Source organism: Aeromonas enterica (genome assembly GCF_054052465.1).
Genome location: NZ_JBSTYL010000044.1, coordinates 1 through 18,393, shown reverse-complemented (window position 1 = coordinate 18,393; position 18,393 = coordinate 1). Strand labels below are relative to the sequence as shown.

Here is an 18,393-nt window from a genome sequence, read left to right as displayed (position 1 = left end):
AGGCGAAAGCTTTACCACCGAAGTGCTTGGCCAGCACGTTGGTGATGGCGGCGGTCAGGGTGGTTTTACCGTGGTCAACGTGGCCGATGGTGCCGACGTTTACGTGCGGTTTGTTACGCTCAAATTTTTCTTTAGACACGACGTAGTCCTTCTAGGTTAAACCCGCCTACCGTCGTAGGCGGGGAATCATAAATTACTTGGATTTGCGCTCTTCGATAACTGCCTGGGCCACGTTGTTCGGGGCGTCGGAGTACTTAGCGAATTCCATTGCGTAGGAAGCACGACCTTGGGTAGCGGAACGCAGCGCGGTCGCATAACCGAACATCTCGGCCAGCGGCACCAGGGCACGTACGATCTTGCCGGACGGGCCGTCTTCCATACCTTCGATCAGGCCACGACGACGGTTCAGGTCACCGATAACGTCGCCCATGTAATCTTCCGGAGTCTCGACTTCAACCTTCATGATTGGCTCGAGCAGGACCGGGCTTGCCTTCATGTAACCAGCCTTGAAGGCCAGGGAGGCAGCGATCTTGAACGCCAATTCGGAGGAGTCGACATCGTGGTAAGAACCGTAGTGCAGACGCACACCCAGATCCATTACCGGATAACCTGCCAGCGGGCCGGATTTCAGCTGCTCACGGATACCCTTGTCAACACCCGGGATGTATTCACCAGGAATCACGCCGCCTTTGATGTCGTTAACGAACTCATAGGCTTTGCCGGCTTCCAGCGGGTACATGTCGATGATGACGTGACCATACTGACCACGACCACCAGACTGCTTGGCGTGCTTACCTTCGATATCCTTGACGGTTTCACGAATGGTTTCACGGTAGGCAACCTGCGGCTTACCTACGTTCGCTTCAACCTTGAACTCGCGACGCATACGGTCAACGATGATGTCCAGGTGCAGCTCACCCATACCGGCGATGATGGTTTGGCCAGATTCTTCGTCAGTCCATACGCGGAAAGACGGATCTTCCTGCGCCAGACGGCCGAGTGCCAGACCCATCTTCTCTTGGTCAGCCTTGGTTTTCGGCTCAACCGCGATGGAGATTACCGGCTCTGGGAATTCCATACGCTCGAGGATGATCGGCGCTTTTTCGTCACACAGGGTGTCACCAGTGGTCACATCTTTCAGACCGATGGCAGCAGCGATATCGCCTGCGCGAACTTCTTTGATCTCTTCACGCTTGTTGGCGTGCATCTGAACGATACGGCCAAAACGCTCGCGCTTCTCTTTGACAGAGTTCAGCACGGAGTCACCGGAGTTAACTACGCCGGAGTACACGCGGAAGAAGGTCAGGTTGCCTACGAACGGGTCGGTAGCAATCTTGAATGCCAGAGCAGCGAACGGCTCTTCATCAGAAGCATGACGCTCGTCTTTGGTGACGCCGTCCAGCTTCAGGCCGTCGATGGCAGCTACGTCGGTCGGTGCCGGCAGATAGTCAACCACGGCATCCAGCATGGCCTGTACGCCCTTGTTCTTGAACGCGGAGCCACAGGTAACCAGGATGATTTCGTTGTTCAGAACGCGCAGACGAAGAGCTTTCTTGATCTCTTCTTCAGTCAGTTCTTCACCACCCAGGTATTTTTCCATCAGATCTTCAGACGCTTCAGCAGCGGCTTCGACCAGGGTCATGCGCATTTCTTGCGCTTTTTCCAGCAGCTCAGCCGGGATCTCTTCGTAATCGAAGGATACGCCCTGATCTGCTTCGCTCCAGTTGATGGCTTTCATCTTGACCAGATCGATAACGCCCTTGAAGTTCTCTTCTGAACCGATGTTCAGTTGCAGCGGAACCGGGTTACCTTTCAGGCGGGTCTTGATGTGCTCAACGCAGCGCAGATAGTTGGCACCGGTACGGTCCATCTTGTTGACGAACGCGATACGGGGAACCTTGTACTTGTTAGCCTGACGCCATACGGTCTCAGACTGTGGCTGTACGCCACCTACGGCACAGTACACCATCACGGCGCCATCCAGAACACGCATTGAACGCTCTACTTCGATAGTAAAGTCAACGTGGCCGGGGGTATCGATGATGTTGATACGGTGCGGTTGGAACTGTTTACCCATACCGGACCAGAAAGCGGTGGTCGCGGCGGAGGTGATGGTGATACCACGCTCTTGTTCCTGTTCCATCCAGTCCATGGTGGCAGCGCCATCGTGAACTTCACCGATCTTGTGACTTACACCGGTATAAAACAGAACGCGCTCGGTAGTAGTAGTCTTACCGGCGTCGATGTGAGCGGAGATACCGATGTTACGATAACGCTCAATGGGGGTTGTACGAGCCATTGTCATCCTCTTACTAGGAGCGGACTCCTAGATAACTGAAGGTGCGCAGAGCCAAAAGACCCTGCGCAAGCGGATTACCAGCGGAAGTGAGCGAAGGCCTTGTTCGCTTCAGCCATACGGTGAACGTCTTCACGTTTCTTGACAGACGAACCCTTATTGTCAGCGGCATCCAGCAGCTCGCCAGCCAAACGCTGAGCCATTGATTTTTCACCACGTTTACGAGCGGCGTCAACCAACCAGCGCATTGCCAGGGCATTGCGACGGACCGGACGAACTTCTACCGGTACCTGATAGGTTGCACCACCGACACGACGAGATTTAACCTCGACGGACGGACGAATGTTGTCCAGGGCTTCTTCGAATACGGCCAGGTGATCTTTGCCAGATTTGGTGGCAATGATGTCCAGCGCGCCATATACGATGGCTTCGGAAACAGATTTCTTACCGTCAACCATTACTACGTTGACAAATTTAGCCAGCAGCTCTGATCCGAACTTGGGATCCGGCAGGATTTTACGCTGACCAACAACACGACGTCTTGGCATTTCAAATTCTCCGTAACTTCAGGGGTTACCCAAAACTAGAAAGTTATCTAACTAGAAACGAATTAACGTTTGGCCTTACTTAACGGAGAACCATTAAGCTTTCGGACGCTTCACGCCATACTTGGAGCGAGCCTGCTTACGGTCTTTAACACCGGCACAGTCCAACGCACCACGAACGGTGTGGTAACGAACACCTGGCAAATCCTTGACACGACCGCCACGGATCAGAACAACGGAGTGTTCCTGCAGGTTGTGACCTTCACCACCGATATAGGAGGTGACTTCGAAGCCGTTGGTCAGACGTACACGGCATACTTTACGCAGTGCAGAGTTAGGCTTCTTCGGGGTGGTGGTGTATACACGGGTGCACACGCCACGCTTCTGAGGGCACGCTTCCAGCGCAGGCACGTTGCTTTTCACAACGAGCTTGATGCGTGGCTTGCGAACCAACTGGTTAATAGTTGCCATCAAAAGGCTCCTGATAATGACTTCATAAACATGTGAAAAATCCTCCCCGCAGATACGGGGACGCGAAATTTTATGCCCTGTTGTCAAGGGAGTCAAGATTTATACAATCCGTGCCGCAAAAGGGCACAATGGATCCCCTGTCAATAGTCATAACTAACTGAACTTCATCGATAAAAATGGACGCTAGCCACCCCAGGTCTGCGGTGACCCGTTTTCTGCGATCAACGCGACCAGACCGGCCATATCCAGATCCATCCCGATCCTGTGCTGCAATCCCCTCGCCTGCAAGTCTTCTCGCATCACATAGAGCGGAATAGCTGCCAGTCGCTCACCCCATTGAGGGACCGTGGCCGCGATGACGGCATCCTGCATCAGCACCAGCAGATCATCAGGCTGGCGATAGCAGAGCGCCTGTTCCAGATCCCGGCTCAGGAAGGGAGAGGTCAATATCAGTTGTATCATGATCACCTCAGAAGCAGATGTGAGTCGCGCAGTGGCCCCACTGGCGGCGGATGTCGGCACGGGAGAGACTCTCGACGGGGATCATCAGATCATCCACCGTCAGACCGCGTTCGGCCAGCGAGTCGGCACACACATAGACCTCCTCGATATCGTACAGCTCCAGCAGCTTGAAGGTCGGTGCATAGTGGCGCTGCAAGATGGGCTGAGGCTGCTGCTCCCTGACCAGTTGCAAGACACCATCACCGATGAGGAACAGGGCCAGCGACTCGGTCAGCGCCGAAGTCGCCAGCAAGGCATCCAGTCCTTCCCGTCCGGCGGACGTGCCATGAGGGCCGCGACGACACATAAAGGCTATCTTGTTCATCTCTCCTCCCTAGAACTGGACAAAGCGATCGGCAGTCAGGCTGGCTTCGGCCAGCTGACCCAGCCCGCTCAGGCAGAAGGGGGCCTGCAGGTTGAATTGATCCTTGCCTGCTCCCTTCGCCTCTGTCTCATCGAGCACACCGCGCCGCATGGCGGCGGCGACGCACACATCGATACGGATCCCCTGCCCTATGGCCAGCTCGCGCCACAGGGCCACCAGGTCGGTCTCATCAGATGCCGGAGCATGCAAGCCGTTACCATTGCAAACCCCGTCCTGATAGAAAAACAGATGTGACAACCGGTGGCCTTGCTCGATGAGGCTCAAGGCGAAGCGATAGGCAGTGCTGGCCGACTGGGTACCATAGGCGGGCCCCGTTACCAGCAAGGCAAAACTCAGACTCATATCCGGACTCCTGTACGGGTGTCTGTCCATTCTACGCCAAAGACAAAAAAGCCCCTCCTGGGAGGGGCTCTTCATTCTGCCGAGGATCAGACGTAAGCAATGGCTTCGACTTCAACCAGCACATCCTTGGGCAGACGCGCCACTTCCACACAGGAACGGGCCGGGGCCGAGTCGCCAAAGTAACGGGCATACACCTGGTTAAAGGCAACGAAGTTGTTCATATCGCTGAGGAAACAGGTGGTCTTCAGCACCTTGCCGGTATCGGCACCGGCTTCCTTCAATACTGCAACCAGGTTCTTCATCACCTGCTCGGCCTGCGCTTCGATGCCGCCAGCCACTATCTCCATGGTGGCTGGATCGAGCGGGATCTGCCCGGAGGTGAAGACCAATTCGCCCAGCTTGGTAGCCTGAACATACGGACCAATTGCGGCAGGCGCTTTGTCGGTTGCAATAACTTCTTTAGCCATTCTTATCTATCCCCTTCTATGGCGCTTACTCGTTCTCGTCTTCACCCTGCTTGCGCTGTCGGATGTACAGATAAACGGTATGTTTGGAAATATTCAATTTGTCGGCGACCAGGTTGATCGAGTCCTTGATATCAAATATGCCCTTCTCGAACAACTGGGTCACGATAAACCTGTTTTTAGCATTGTTGGCAACGGTCGGATCGCGGTTGATTTCGTCGATGGTGTTGTCCACCGTCTGGGCGACCAACTCTTCGACGCTGTTGGCAAAGGTCTCCGGCGACTGGCGCTCCACTTGCTGGGGCGTCGGGAAGAATTCGGCGACAAACTCGTGAAAAGGCGCGTTGATGTGCAGGTTGATACAGATAAGACCGATCACCTGCTTGTCACTGTTCCTGATGGCGATGGTACTCGACTTCATCAGGGCGCCGGTACGGCTGCGGGCAAAATAACTCTGGGTGTAATCCTGGCCGGTATTCTCTATGTCCTTGAGCATACGCAGCGCGAGATCGGTAATGGGTGCTCCCTCATTCCGTCCCGTATTGAACCCGTTGGCAATCTTGATCACGGACTCGTGCAGATTTTCCAGGGAGTGAAGAACCACTTCACAGTGCTTGCCGAACAGTTCGGCCAAGCCTTCAATAAGCCCTCCATAGGAGCGCAACAATTCCCTGTCTTCGTCTGTAAAAGTGCGACCGCTCAGCTGCTCTTCGGGAAGCAGTACTTCCTCGATACCGACAGTCATGTTCTACCCCTGTAATAACCATTCAACTTTCCCGAGTTTTCAATTGCGAGGGGGCAATGTCAACTTTTTTTGATTTTTTACTCTCCAACCTTGCTCTGGATCATCCGAATATCCGCGTGGCAACTGGGGTTGACGAGAAAACAACCAACAAAAAGGGCTCCTTGAAGGAGCCCTTTTCAATCACTGCAGCAGAAGATTACTCTTCGTCAAAACTGCCGGATGCGTTGAGCAGATCCGCCAGGTTTTGCTGAGCTTCATCGGCAGTCACCTGCGGTACACCGACAGCACGAGCTGCGGCGGCACGCTGGTTGATCCGGCTATGGTGGTAGGCAAAGCCGGTACCAGCCGGGATCAGACGACCCACGATCACGTTCTCTTTCAGGCCACGCAGTTCATCACGCTTGCCGCCAACGGCCGCTTCGGTCAGAACACGGGTGGTTTCCTGGAAGGAAGCCGCGGAGATGAAGGACTCTGTGCTCAGAGATGCCTTGGTAATACCCATCAGAATATGACGGAAGGTAGCCGGGGCCTTGCCCTCTGCAACCAGCTTACGGTTGGCAATCTTCACACGGGCCACTTCAACCTGCTCGCCTTCGATAAGGTCAGTGTCGCCAGCGCTCAGGATCTCGCACTTGCGCAGCATCTGACGAACGATGACTTCGATGTGCTTGTCGTTGATCTTAACGCCTTGCAGACGGTAAACGTCCTGCACTTCGTTGGCGATGTAGTTGGCGACCGGGCTGATACCGCGCAGACGCAGGATGTCGTGAGCAGACTCAGGACCGTCCGCCAGCACTTCACCCTTCTCAACTTTTTCACCTTCGAACACGTTCAGGTTACGCCACTTCGGAATCATCTCCTCGTAGACGTCGCCACCATCGGTCGGGGTGATGACCAGACGGCGTTTGCCCTTGGTCTCTTTCCCGAAGGAGATGGTACCGGAGATCTCGGCCAGGATAGCCGGTTCTTTCGGTTGACGTGCTTCGAACAGATCCGCAACGCGCGGCAGACCACCGGTGATGTCCTTGGTACCACTGGATTCTTGCGGGATACGCGCTACCGCGTCACCCACACCCACGTTGGCACCATCTTCCAGGTTCACGATTGCCTTGCCCGGCAGGAAGTACTGGGCGGCGACATCGGTACCCGGGATCATGACATCTTTGCCGTTCAGGTCGACCAGTTTAACGGTCGGACGCATCTCTTTACCGGCACTCGGACGCTCGTTGACATCCAGCACGACGATAGAGGAGAGACCGGTCAGCTCGTCGGTCTGACGAGTGATGGTCACGCCATCGATCATGTGTTCGAACTGGAGGCGACCCGCCACTTCGGTGATGATCGGGTGGGTGTGCGGATCCCAGTTGGCGACAGTGTCACCGGCGCTCACGGCCTGAGTATCCTTCACTTCCAACACGGCACCGTAAGGCAGCTTGTGGCTTTCCTTGGTACGGCCCATGTCATCCATGATGGTCAGTTCGGTAGAACGGGAGGTGATAACCAGTTTGTCATCGCTGTTGTGAACGAACTTGGCGTTCTGCAGCTTGATGGTACCGGTATTCTTCACCTGGATGCTGTTCTCGGCAGCGGCTCGGGATGCGGCACCACCGATGTGGAAGGTACGCATCGTCAGCTGGGTACCCGGTTCACCGATGGACTGGGCGGCGATAACACCGACAGCCTCACCCTTGTTTACCAGGTGACCACGGGCCAGATCACGGCCGTAGCAGTGAGCACAGTTACCGAAGTCAGTTTCACAGGTGATGGCAGAACGCACCTTCACGCGGTCAACGGAGTTTTGTTCCAGCAGGTCACACAGCTGCTCGTCGAGCAGGGTGTTGCGCGCTACCAGGATCTCGTCCTCGGTACCCGGCTTGATCACGTCATCAGCAACCACACGGCCCAACACGCGCTCACGCAACGGCTCGACCACGTCACCACCTTCGATCAGCGGAGTCATCCACAGACCTTCGATAGTGCCGCAATCGTCCTCGGTGATCACCATGTCCTGCGCCACGTCAACCAGACGACGAGTCAGGTAACCGGAGTTAGCCGTCTTCAGTGCGGTATCCGCCAGACCCTTACGGGCACCGTGAGTGGAGATGAAGTACTGCAGTACGTTCAGACCTTCGCGGAAGTTCGCGACGATCGGGGTCTCGATGATGGAGCCATCCGGCTTGGCCATCAGGCCACGCATACCGGCCAGCTGACGGATCTGGGCAGCGGAACCCCGCGCACCAGAGTCGGCCATCATAAAGATGCTGTTGAACGATGCCTGCTCTTCTTCTTCACCCAGCGAGTTGACATCACGCTCTTTGGACAAGTTCTCCATCATGGCCTTGGAGACGCGCTCGTTGGCGCTGGCCCAGATATCGATAACCTTGTTGTAGCGTTCGCCCGCGGTCACCAGACCGGACAGGAACTGGTCCTGGATCTCGGCAACTTCGGCTTCGGCAGCAGCGATGATGTCTTTCTTGGCATCCGGGATGACCATGTCATCGATACCAACGGAAGCACCGGACAGGGCAGCATAATGGAAACCGGTATACATCAGCTGGTCAGCGAAGATAACGGTGTCCTTCAGGCCCTGCTTGCGATAGCAGGTGTTCAGCAGACGGGAGATGAGCTTCTTGCCCAACGCCTTGTTGGATACGGACTTGATCCAGTTCTGCGGATTGGCATCCAGATCAGCCTGCTCTGCAGCAGTCAGCACCTTGGGCTCATCGATCAGGGCGTATTCCATGCCTTTCGGCAGGATCAGGCTCAGGATCGCACGACCAACGGTGGTGTTCTTCATCTCGGTACGCTCTACCAGCGAATCATCTTCCTGACGGAGATATTCGGTGATACGCACTTTGACGCGAGCATGCAGATCGGCCAGACCGGCGCGATATACCTTCTCGGCTTCTTTCGGGCCGGCCAGCACCATACCTTCGCCCTTGGCGTTGATACGGGCACGGGTCATGTAGTACAGACCCAAGACCACGTCCTGGGAAGGAACTATGATCGGCTCACCGGAGGCTGGCGACAGGATGTTGTTGGTGGACATCATCAGGGCGCGCGCTTCCAGCTGGGCTTCCAGGGTCAGCGGTACGTGGACCGCCATCTGGTCACCATCGAAGTCCGCGTTATAGGCGGCACAGACCAGCGGGTGCAGCTGGATGGCCTTGCCTTCGATCAGGGTTGGTTCAAACGCCTGGATACCCAGACGGTGCAGGGTCGGTGCACGGTTCAGCAGGACCGGGTGTTCGCGGATCACTTCGTCCAGGATGTCCCAAACGACAGCTTCTTCACGCTCCACCATCTTCTTGGCGGCCTTGATCGTGGTCGCCAGACCGCGGGATTCCAGCTTGCCATAGATGAACGGCTTGAACAGTTCCAGCGCCATCTTCTTCGGCAGACCGCACTGATGCAGACGCAGAGTCGGGCCTACGGTGATAACGGAACGACCAGAGTAGTCGACGCGCTTACCCAGCAGGTTTTGACGGAAACGACCTTGCTTACCCTTGATCATATCGGCCAAGGATTTCAGCGGACGCTTGTTGGAACCGGTGATGGCACGGCCACGACGGCCGTTGTCCAGCAGGGCATCCACGGACTCTTGCAGCATGCGCTTTTCGTTGCGCACAATGATGTCCGGGGCAGCCAAGTCCAGCAGGCGCTTCAAACGGTTGTTACGGTTGATCACGCGACGGTACAGATCGTTCAGATCGGAAGTCGCGAAACGGCCGCCGTCCAGCGGTACCAGCGGACGCAGGTCCGGCGGCAGCACAGGCAGCACTGTCATGATCATCCACTCCGGCTTGTTGCCGGACTGCAAGAAGGCTTCCATCAGCTTCAGGCGCTTGGTGGTCTTCTTGCGCTTGGTTTCGGAGTTGGTCTGATCCAGCTCCTCACGCATGGTCTTGACTTCGCCTTCCAGATCGATGGCACGCAGCAATGCAAGGATTGCTTCGGCACCCATCTTGGCGTCGAATTCGTCGCCCCACTCTTCCAGTGCGTCCAGATAGTTCTCTTCGGACAGCATCTGGCTGCGCTCGAGGTTGGTCATGCCGGGCTCGATCACTACATAGGATTCGAAATACAGCACGCGCTCGATGTCACGCAGGGTCATGTCCAGCAGCAGACCGATACGGGACGGCAGGGACTTCAGGAACCAGATGTGGGCAGTCGGGCTGGCCAGCTCGATGTGGCCCATACGCTCGCGACGGACCTTGGTCTGGGTCACTTCTACGCCGCACTTCTCACAGATCACACCACGGTGTTTCAGGCGCTTGTACTTGCCGCACAGACACTCGTAGTCCTTCACCGGTCCGAAGATACGGGCGCAGAACAGACCATCACGTTCCGGCTTGAAAGTCCGGTAGTTGATGGTCTCAGGCTTTTTGACCTCACCGAATGACCAGGAGCGGATCATGTCAGGAGAGGCCAGACCGATCTTGATACTGTCAAACTCTTCGGTCTTGGTCTGAGCCTTCAAAAACTTGAGTAAGTCTTTCACGTGTTTCCCCTGTCAGGAGTCTAACCTCGGCGCCCTACTGCCAAAGCAGCAGGGCGCCCACGTCAATTCTCGAACAATAAGAGCGAGCTCTTACTCTTCGTCCAGCTCGATGTTGATACCCAGAGAGCGGATTTCCTTCAACAGTACGTTGAAGGACTCGGGCATGCCCGGCTCCATACGGTGGTCGCCATCCACGATGTTTTTGTACATCTTGGTACGGCCATTCACATCGTCAGACTTGACGGTCAGCATTTCCTGCAGGGTATATGCCGCACCGTAAGCCTCCAGGGCCCACACTTCCATCTCACCGAAACGCTGACCACCGAACTGCGCCTTACCACCCAGCGGCTGCTGGGTAACCAGGCTGTAAGAACCGGTAGAACGCGCATGCATCTTGTCGTCTACCAGGTGGTTCAGCTTCAGCATGTACATGTAACCCACGGTGACCTTGCGCTCGAAAGCGTTGCCGGTACGACCGTCGAACAGGGAGATCTGACCGGATTCCGGCAGATCGGCCAGCTTCAGCAAGGCCTTGATTTCGTGCTCTTTGGCACCATCAAAGACAGGTGTAGCGACCGGCAGACCCTTGCGCAGGTTACCCACCAGGGTACGTACGTCGTCGTCAGACAACTCGGCGATGTCCACTTGCTTGGTGTCTTTCTCGCCCAGGTCATAGACCTGTTGCAGGAAGTCACGCATCTCGTGAAGCGCGCGCTGTTCCTTGATCATGCGGTCGATCTTCTCGCCGATACCCTTGGCCGCGAGGCCCAAGTGCACTTCGAGGATCTGACCGATGTTCATACGGGACGGTACGCCCAAGGGGTTCAGTACGATATCGACCGGACGGCCGTATTCGTCATGAGGCATATCCTCGACCGGGCAGATCTTGGAGATAACACCCTTGTTACCGTGACGGCCCGCCATCTTGTCACCCGGTTGGATGCGACGCTTGACTGCCAGGTAAACCTTGACGATTTTCAGTACGCCCGGCGCCAGATCATCACCCTGGATAATCTTGCGACGCTTGTTCTCGAACTTCTTGTCGAAGTCGGCTTTCAGCTCGATGTGCTGTTCGGCGATCTGTTCCAGCTCGATCTGCTTGGCTTCATCTTCGATGGCCAATTCAAACCACTTGGTACGATCCAGCTTGTTCAGACGATCTTCACTGTAACCGGCGGCCAGCAGCAGGTTGCGGGAGCGGCCAAAAATGCCGTCTTCCAGGATCTTGAACTCTTCGGTCAAGTCCTTCTTCGCTTCCTTCAGCTGCATCTCTTCGATTTCTTTGGCACGCTTGTCTTTTTCCACGCCATCGCGGGTAAAGACTTGCACGTCAACCACGGTACCGTACACACCGTTCGGCACACGCAGGGAGGAGTCCTTCACATCGGAGGCCTTCTCACCGAAGATGGCGCGCAGCAGCTTCTCTTCCGGTGTCAGCTGGGTTTCACCTTTCGGTGTTACCTTGCCGACCAGGATGTCGCCGCCCTTCACTTCGGCACCCACGTAGACGATACCGGACTCGTCCAGCTTGGACAGAGCGGCTTCACCCACGTTCGGGATGTCGGCAGTGATCTCTTCCGGACCCAGCTTGGTGTCACGGGAGATACAGGCCAGTTCCTGGATATGGATGGTGGTCAGGCGATCTTCCTGAACAACACGCTCATTCACCAGAATCGAGTCTTCGAAGTTGTAACCGTTCCACGGCATGAACGCGACGCGCAGGTTTTGGCCCAGCGCCAGTTCGCCCAGATCGGTAGACGGGCCGTCAGCAACCACGTCACCGGCCATGACCGGCTCACCCAACATCACGCAAGGACGCTGGTTGATACAGGTGTTCTGGTTGGAACGGGTGTACTTGGTCAGGCTGTAGATGTCGATGCCGGCTTCGCCTGGCAGCAGCTCATCTTCGTTGACCTTGATAACGATACGGGAGGCATCGACGTAGTCGATCATGCCGCCACGCTTGGCCACTACGGTTACACCGGAGTCAACGGCCACGGCGCGTTCCATACCGGTACCTACCAGCGGCTTGTCAGCACGCAGAGTCGGTACGGCCTGACGTTGCATGTTCGAACCCATCAGGGCTCGGTTAGCATCATCGTGTTCCAGGAACGGGATCAGAGCAGCTGCCACAGATACGATCTGCTGCGGGCTCACATCCATGTACTGGATCTGGTCGGCGTTCATAAAGGTGGATTCACCTTTGTGGCGGCACGGGATCAATTCATCTTTCAGACGGCCATCTTCGGTGGTCGCGGCGTTAGCCTGTGCGATCACGTACTTGCCTTCTTCAATAGCAGACAGGTAGTCCACTTCGTCGGTGATCACACCGTCAATGACTTTACGGTACGGCGTCTCGAGGAAACCATACTCGTTGGTACGAGAGTACACGGACAGAGAGTTGATCAGACCGATGTTCGGACCTTCAGGAGTCTCGATAGGGCACAGACGACCGTAGTGAGTCGGGTGCACATCTCGAACTTCAAAACCGGCACGCTCACGGGTCAAACCGCCCGGGCCCAGCGCAGAGATACGGCGCTTGTGGGTGACTTCGGACAGCGGGTTGTTTTGGTCCATGAACTGAGACAGCTGGCTGGAACCAAAGAACTCTTTGACCGCGGCGGAGATCGGCTTGGCGTTGATCAGATCCTGCGGCATCAGGGTGTCCAGGTCGCCCAGGGAGAGACGCTCCTTGACCGCACGCTCGACACGCACCAGACCTACACGGAACTGGTTTTCAGCCATTTCACCGACAGAACGGATACGACGGTTACCCAAGTGGTCGATATCGTCCACTTCGTCATTGCCGTTACGGATGTCGATCAGGCGCTTCATGACTTCGACGATGTCGTCTTTGGTCAGAGTGCCGGCGCCGGTCTCGTCTTCACGGGACAGACGGCGGTTGAACTTCATCCGACCTACGGTAGACAGGTCGTAACGCTCGGAAGAGAAGAACAGGTTCTCGAACAGCTGTTCTGCAGCTTCACGGGTAGGCGGCTCGCCCGGACGCATCATGCGATAGATTTCGACCAACGCTTCCAAACGGCTGGAGCTGGAGTCGATACGCAGGGTCTCGGACATGTAGGCACCGTGATCCAGTTCATTGGTGAACAGAACCTCGAAGTGCTTGAAGCCGGCTTGGGACAGGTTGGCAACCGCTTCCAGGCTCAATGCCTGGTTGGCAGTCACTACCATTTCGCCAGTTTGCGGATGTGCGTAGTTTTTGGCAGCAACTTTGCCAACAACATACTCAACCGGTACCTCAATCTGGGTAACGGCATCCTTTTCCAACTGGCGGATGTGACGCGCAGTCACACGACGACCGGTCTCAACCACCACGGCGCCATTGGCCACGATGTCAAAGGTCGCAGTTTCACCACGCAGGCGCTCGGGCACCAGATCCATCATCAACTTGCCATCTTTCACTTCGAAACCAATGGTCTCGAAGAAGTTGGCCAGGATTTCTTCGGAACTGAAGTCCAGGGCACGCAGAATAATGGAAGCTGGCAATTTACGACGACGGTCGATACGGACAAACAGGTTGTCTTTCGCATCGAACTCGAAGTCCAGCCAGGAGCCACGGTAGGGGATAACGCGGGCGTTATACAGCACCTTACCGGATGAATGGGTTTTGCCTTTATCGTGGTCAAAGAAGACGCCCGGGCTACGGTGCAGCTGGGAGACGATTACCCGCTCGGTACCATTGATAACAAAGGTGCCGTTCTCGGTCATGAGCGGAATTTCGCCCATGTATACTTCTTGTTCCTTGATGTCTTTGACGGTGCCGGCAGCTGCTTCACGATCGTATAGAACCATACGAAGCTTGACACGCAGCGGCGCGGAGTAGGTCACTCCACGGATCTGGCATTCTTTTACGTCAAATACCGGCTCACCCAGGCGATAGCTGACATACTGAAGCTCAGCACTACCGGAGTAACTGGTGATCGGGAAAACGCTACGGAAAGCGGCCTCTAGGCCGTATTCACCTTCCGGGTCAGCCTCGATGAACTGCTTGAAGGAGTCCAGCTGAATGGACAACAGATAAGGCGTGTCCAGTACCTGGTCTCGCTTACCGAAGTCCTTACGAATGCGTTTTTTTTCGGTATAAGAGTAAACCATAGGGTTCCTCAGCTCGCTGATAAGTGACCCACTCTGTCCCGCGGGACAGCTCTGTCTCAACACCGTTTTGTGTTGGCCCGGACGATGAAACGGTCCGGATTGCTGGTGCACCGAGAGTCGTAAACGGTGTGAAATGCTCTCAGTCTACAGCGCAAAAAGGCTGGTGAACAAATATTCACCAGCCCTAGCCTGTTTTATCAGGCTAATCTACATAAATGCAGATTATTTGATCTCAACAGAAGCACCAGCTTCTTCAAGCTGCTTCTTCAGAGTTTCAGCTTCGTCTTTGGAGACGGCTTCTTTCAGGTTGGCAGGAGCGGCTTCTACCAGGTCCTTGGCTTCTTTCAGGCCCAGACCGGTGGCGGCACGAACGGCCTTGATGACGGCAACTTTGTTGGCGCCAGCAGCAGTCAGAACTACGTCGAACTCGGTTTTCTCTTCTACTGCTTCAGCAGCCGGACCGGCAGCAACAGCAACAGCGGCAGAAACGCCGAACTTCTCTTCCATAGCTTCGATCAGCTCAACAACTTCCATTACGGACATGGAAGCAACGGCTTCGATGATTTGGTCTTTAGTGATAGACATGACAAAAATTCCTGATGTTGAATAAACTCAAACAGCCTAAATAGGCGAGAATCAAGCAGCAGCTTGTTTCTGATCACGCACAGCAGCGATGGTACGAACCAGCTTGCCAGCAGAGGCTTCTTTCATAGTCGCCATCAACTTCGCAATTGCTTCGTCGTAGGTCGGCAGCGTGGCCAGACGATCAATTTGTGCTGCGGCGATAAACTCACCGTTAAAAGCGCCGGCCTTGATTTCGAACTTTTGGTTCGCTTTGGCAAACTCTTTGAACAGACGAGCGGCAGCGCCCGGGTGTTCGTTGGAGAAAGCAATCAAGGTAGGACCAGTCAATACGTCGTTCAGGCACGCGAATTCGGTACCTTCAACCGCACGACGCAGCAGGGTGTTACGCACAACGCGCATGTACACACCGGCTTCACGAGCGGTTTTACGCAGGACGGTCATCTTGTCAACAGTCACGCCGCGAGAATCGGCTACAACTGCGGACAGGGCGCCTTTGGCAGCTTCGTTGACTTCAGCAACAATTGCCTTTTTGTCTTCGAGTCCCAATGCCATTGGCTTAACTCCTGGATTGAATCTGAGTCTCGTGACTCAGTACTGACACATCCCCCCTACCTTCACAACAGAGGGGAACGATGCGGTAGCAGGATTCCAGAAGAGAAAGAATCTTTCTCGCTGGGTTTCCGGCACCGTCTACGCAGGAAGGATTAAGGCTTTGCAGCCTCCTGCGGTCTTGGACGGAGGTCGAAGCCCCCAACCAATCAAGGCGCAAAATTATAGATTAAATTTTGCGCCTTGTAAAACTCATCAATTAGCCCTTAGCCCTGAGCTTCCAGAGAAGCTTGGTCTACGGCAACACCTGCACCCATAGTGGTGGAGATGCTGACTTTCTTGATGAAGATACCTTTGGCGGAAGACGGCTTAGCCTTTTTCAGGGCAATCAGCAGTGATTCCAAGTTTTCTTTCAGCTGAACTTCGTCGAAAGAAACCTTACCCAGAGTGGTATGGATGATACCATTCTTGTCATTACGGTAACGAACCTGACCCGCTTTGGCATTCTTCACAGCTTCAGCAACGTTAGGAGTTACAGTACCGACTTTCGGGTTCGGCATCAGGCCACGCGGGCCCAAGATTTGACCCAGTTGACCAACAACACGCATGGCATCCGGGGATGCGATCACGACGTCGAAGTTCATCTCGCCTTTCTTGACCAGATCGGCCAGGTCATCCATACCAACCAGTTCAGCACCGGCAGCTTTGGCAGCTTCGGCGTTGGCACCCTGGGTGAATACGGCAACACGTACATCACGACCGGTACCGTGCGGCAGTACAGTAGCACCACGAACGTTTTGGTCAGATTTACGAGCATCGATACCCAGGTTGACAGCAACGTCAACGCTTTCAACGAACTTGGCGGTAGCCAGTTCTTTCAGCAGGGCAATGGCTTCGTTGATGGAGTACTCTTTGGTACCGTCAACTTTTTCGCGAATAACGCGCATACGCTTGGAAAGTTTTGCCATTGTCTTAATCCTCCACTACCAGGCCCATGGAACGAGCGGAGCCTGCGATGCAACGTACTTTTGCATCCAGATCGGCACCGGTCATATCCGGCTCTTTGGTCTTGGCGATTTCTTGCAGCTGGGCAACAGTCACCTTACCAACCTTGTCTTTGTTCGGCTTGGCCGAACCAGACTGGATCCCGGCAGCTTTCTTCAGCAGGAAGGCAGCAGGCGGAGTCTTGGTTTCGAAGGTGAAGGAACGGTCGCTGTAAACGGTGATCACGACCGGAGTCGGTGAGCCTTTTTCCAGCTTCTCTGTACGAGCGTTGAACGCCTTACAGAATTCCATGATGTTTACACCGTGCTGACCCAGAGCAGGACCAACGGGAGGGCTGGGGTTAGCACTGCCAGCCTTAACTTGCAGCTTGATATAAGCTGTGACTTTCTTAGCCATTAGAAAAATACCTCAGAAATGGGTTCTAGCGCCTCGGAGACATGCTCCTGCAAACGGCTCCCCAACTAATAAAGGGGCAGCGAATTATAGTGACATTCGCTGCCCCTGACAACCGTTAACGTACAGAGTTTAATCAGCCCTTTTCGACCTGACCAAAATCCAGTTCTACCGGCGTTGAGCGACCGAAGATCAAAACAGAGACCTTCACTCGGCTCTTCTCGTAGTCCACCTCTTCAACGGTACCGTTGAAGTCGGCGAACGGACCGTCGGCAACCCGCACCATTTCACCCGGTTCAAACAGGGTTTTCGGACGCGGCTTGTCGTGGGCATCTTGCAGACGATTCAGGATGGCATCCGCTTCCTTATCAGAGATAGGAGCAGGACGATCAGAGGTGCCACCGATGAAGCCCATCACACGCGGTACGTTACGCACCAGGTGCCATGTGGTTTCATCCATGAGCATCTGAACCAGGACGTAGCCCGGGAAAAACTTGCGCTCACTCTTGCGCTTCTGGCCAGCACGCATCTCGACCACTTCTTCGGTCGGGACCAGCACTTCACCGAACATGTCTTCCATGCCATGCATCTTGATATGTTCGCGCAAAGACTTGGCGACCCGGCCTTCGTAGCCGGAGAATGCCTGCACGACATACCATCTCATACGTTGTTCACGTTGTTCAGTCATGGCTTATCCTTACACTCCGGTAATCAAGTTGACCAACCAGACCAAGGCACCGTCCAGAATGAACAGCAATAGCCCCATCACGGCGGTCACCGCCAGCACAATCAGGGTTGTCTGAATGGCTTCCTGACGGGTCGGCCATACGACCTTGCGGACTTCCAGGCGAGACTCACGGGCAAATGCCAGTGTCGCCTTTCCCTTGGTGGTTTGCAGGGCTACCGCACCAGCAGCAGCAATGACGACGACCACACCCAGGGCGCGGACGGCAGCGACAACATCGTTGAGCAGATAATTACCTACTACAGCGGCCGCCAGGATGATGAAAACCAGGCCCCAAAGCAGGGTATCCTTGCTTCCGCCCTGGTTCTCAGAACTAACACTCATACAACCCACCTGTATCTGACGTAACCAAAGACACAAAAGCCCCGTACGAGACGAGGTATATGGCAGGGGCGGCAGGACTCGAACCCGCAACCATCGGTTTTGGAGACCGCTGTTCTACCAATTCGAACTACGCCCCTACATAAGAAAGCCCCTATTATAGGGGCTTTGCTTTATTTATGTAAGCCAAAGATTAAGCGATTACGCTGGCTACAACACCGGCACCTACGGTACGGCCACCTTCACGGATAGCAAAACGCAGGCCGTCGTCCATCGCGATCGGCGCAATCAGGGTAACAACCATTTTGATGTTGTCGCCTGGCATGACCATCTCTACGCCTTCCGGCAGTTCGATGGTACCGGTCACGTCGGTAGTACGGAAGTAGAACTGCGGACGGTAGCCCTTGAAGAACGGGGTATGACGAC

At 55.2% G+C, this 18,393-nt stretch carries 18 protein-coding genes and 1 tRNA gene; all 19 read right to left on the bottom strand.

The window, feature by feature from the left end; all coding sequences use genetic code 11:
- A partial coding sequence (locus tag ACW5XD_RS23300) for a GTP-binding protein (protein ID WP_256702863.1) occupies positions 1–139 on the bottom strand: 139 nt, incomplete at its 3' end.
- A 54-nt stretch (positions 140–193) separates the two neighbouring features.
- On the bottom strand, positions 194–2,299 hold the full coding sequence (gene fusA, locus ACW5XD_RS23295) for an elongation factor G (RefSeq protein WP_043142611.1): 2,106 nt from the start codon (positions 2,297–2,299) through the stop codon (positions 194–196).
- 74 nt (positions 2,300–2,373) lie between these two features.
- Positions 2,374–2,844 carry a 30S ribosomal protein S7 gene (gene rpsG / locus ACW5XD_RS23290; RefSeq protein WP_005901834.1) on the bottom strand — a complete coding sequence of 157 codons (471 nt, stop codon included), beginning with the start codon at positions 2,842–2,844 and terminating at the stop codon, positions 2,374–2,376.
- A gap of 93 nt (positions 2,845–2,937) precedes the next feature.
- Positions 2,938–3,312 (bottom strand): 30S ribosomal protein S12, encoded by a 375-nt coding sequence (gene rpsL, locus ACW5XD_RS23285; protein WP_005306278.1) that lies wholly within the window; start codon positions 3,310–3,312, stop codon positions 2,938–2,940.
- 183 nt (positions 3,313–3,495) lie between these two features.
- Positions 3,496–3,774: a sulfurtransferase complex subunit TusB gene (gene tusB, locus ACW5XD_RS23280; RefSeq protein WP_043554908.1), complete on the bottom strand. Its 279-nt coding sequence runs from the start codon at positions 3,772–3,774 to the stop codon at positions 3,496–3,498.
- Positions 3,775–3,781: 7 nt separating this feature from the next.
- On the bottom strand, positions 3,782–4,138 hold the full coding sequence (tusC, locus tag ACW5XD_RS23275) for a sulfurtransferase complex subunit TusC (protein WP_456496934.1): 357 nt from the start codon (positions 4,136–4,138) through the stop codon (positions 3,782–3,784).
- Between the two features lie 9 nt (positions 4,139–4,147).
- The gene (tusD, locus tag ACW5XD_RS23270; protein ID WP_042867344.1) at positions 4,148–4,540 is read right to left on the bottom strand and encodes a sulfurtransferase complex subunit TusD; all 393 of its coding nucleotides are present in this window, start codon (positions 4,538–4,540) and stop codon (positions 4,148–4,150) included.
- Between the two features lie 86 nt (positions 4,541–4,626).
- Positions 4,627–5,007 carry a RidA family protein gene (locus tag ACW5XD_RS23265; RefSeq protein WP_042036016.1) on the bottom strand — a complete coding sequence of 127 codons (381 nt, stop codon included), beginning with the start codon at positions 5,005–5,007 and terminating at the stop codon, positions 4,627–4,629.
- 25 nt (positions 5,008–5,032) lie between these two features.
- Complete coding sequence (locus tag ACW5XD_RS23260) at positions 5,033–5,749, bottom strand: helix-turn-helix transcriptional regulator (protein WP_043554914.1); 717 nt, start codon at positions 5,747–5,749, stop codon at positions 5,033–5,035.
- 196 nt (positions 5,750–5,945) lie between these two features.
- Entirely contained in the window at positions 5,946–10,250 is a 4,305-nt protein-coding gene (gene rpoC / locus ACW5XD_RS23255; RefSeq protein ID WP_043142620.1) for a DNA-directed RNA polymerase subunit beta', read from the bottom strand.
- Between the two features lie 90 nt (positions 10,251–10,340).
- Positions 10,341–14,369, bottom strand: coding sequence for a DNA-directed RNA polymerase subunit beta (gene rpoB / locus ACW5XD_RS23250; RefSeq protein WP_042867349.1), 4,029 nt, complete (start codon positions 14,367–14,369; stop codon positions 10,341–10,343).
- A 222-nt stretch (positions 14,370–14,591) separates the two neighbouring features.
- Positions 14,592–14,954 (bottom strand): 50S ribosomal protein L7/L12, encoded by a 363-nt coding sequence (gene rplL / locus ACW5XD_RS23245; RefSeq protein ID WP_042036012.1) that lies wholly within the window; start codon positions 14,952–14,954, stop codon positions 14,592–14,594.
- A 51-nt stretch (positions 14,955–15,005) separates the two neighbouring features.
- Positions 15,006–15,506, bottom strand: coding sequence for a 50S ribosomal protein L10 (rplJ, locus tag ACW5XD_RS23240; RefSeq protein WP_005318563.1), 501 nt, complete (start codon positions 15,504–15,506; stop codon positions 15,006–15,008).
- A gap of 263 nt (positions 15,507–15,769) precedes the next feature.
- On the bottom strand, positions 15,770–16,471 hold the full coding sequence (rplA, locus tag ACW5XD_RS23235) for a 50S ribosomal protein L1 (protein WP_042036011.1): 702 nt from the start codon (positions 16,469–16,471) through the stop codon (positions 15,770–15,772).
- 4 nt (positions 16,472–16,475) lie between these two features.
- Complete coding sequence (rplK, locus tag ACW5XD_RS23230) at positions 16,476–16,904, bottom strand: 50S ribosomal protein L11 (RefSeq protein ID WP_005318556.1); 429 nt, start codon at positions 16,902–16,904, stop codon at positions 16,476–16,478.
- 133 nt (positions 16,905–17,037) lie between these two features.
- On the bottom strand, positions 17,038–17,589 hold the full coding sequence (nusG, locus tag ACW5XD_RS23225; protein ID WP_005318554.1) for a transcription termination/antitermination protein NusG: 552 nt from the start codon (positions 17,587–17,589) through the stop codon (positions 17,038–17,040).
- Positions 17,590–17,598: 9 nt separating this feature from the next.
- Entirely contained in the window at positions 17,599–17,970 is a 372-nt protein-coding gene (gene secE, locus ACW5XD_RS23220; RefSeq protein ID WP_456496933.1) for a preprotein translocase subunit SecE, read from the bottom strand.
- A 60-nt stretch (positions 17,971–18,030) separates the two neighbouring features.
- Positions 18,031–18,107, bottom strand: a tRNA-Trp gene (locus ACW5XD_RS23215).
- Positions 18,108–18,160: 53 nt separating this feature from the next.
- Positions 18,161–18,393 (bottom strand): EF-Tu C-terminal domain-related protein (locus ACW5XD_RS23210; RefSeq protein ID WP_456496932.1); only part of this gene is annotated, 233 nt, incomplete at its 5' end.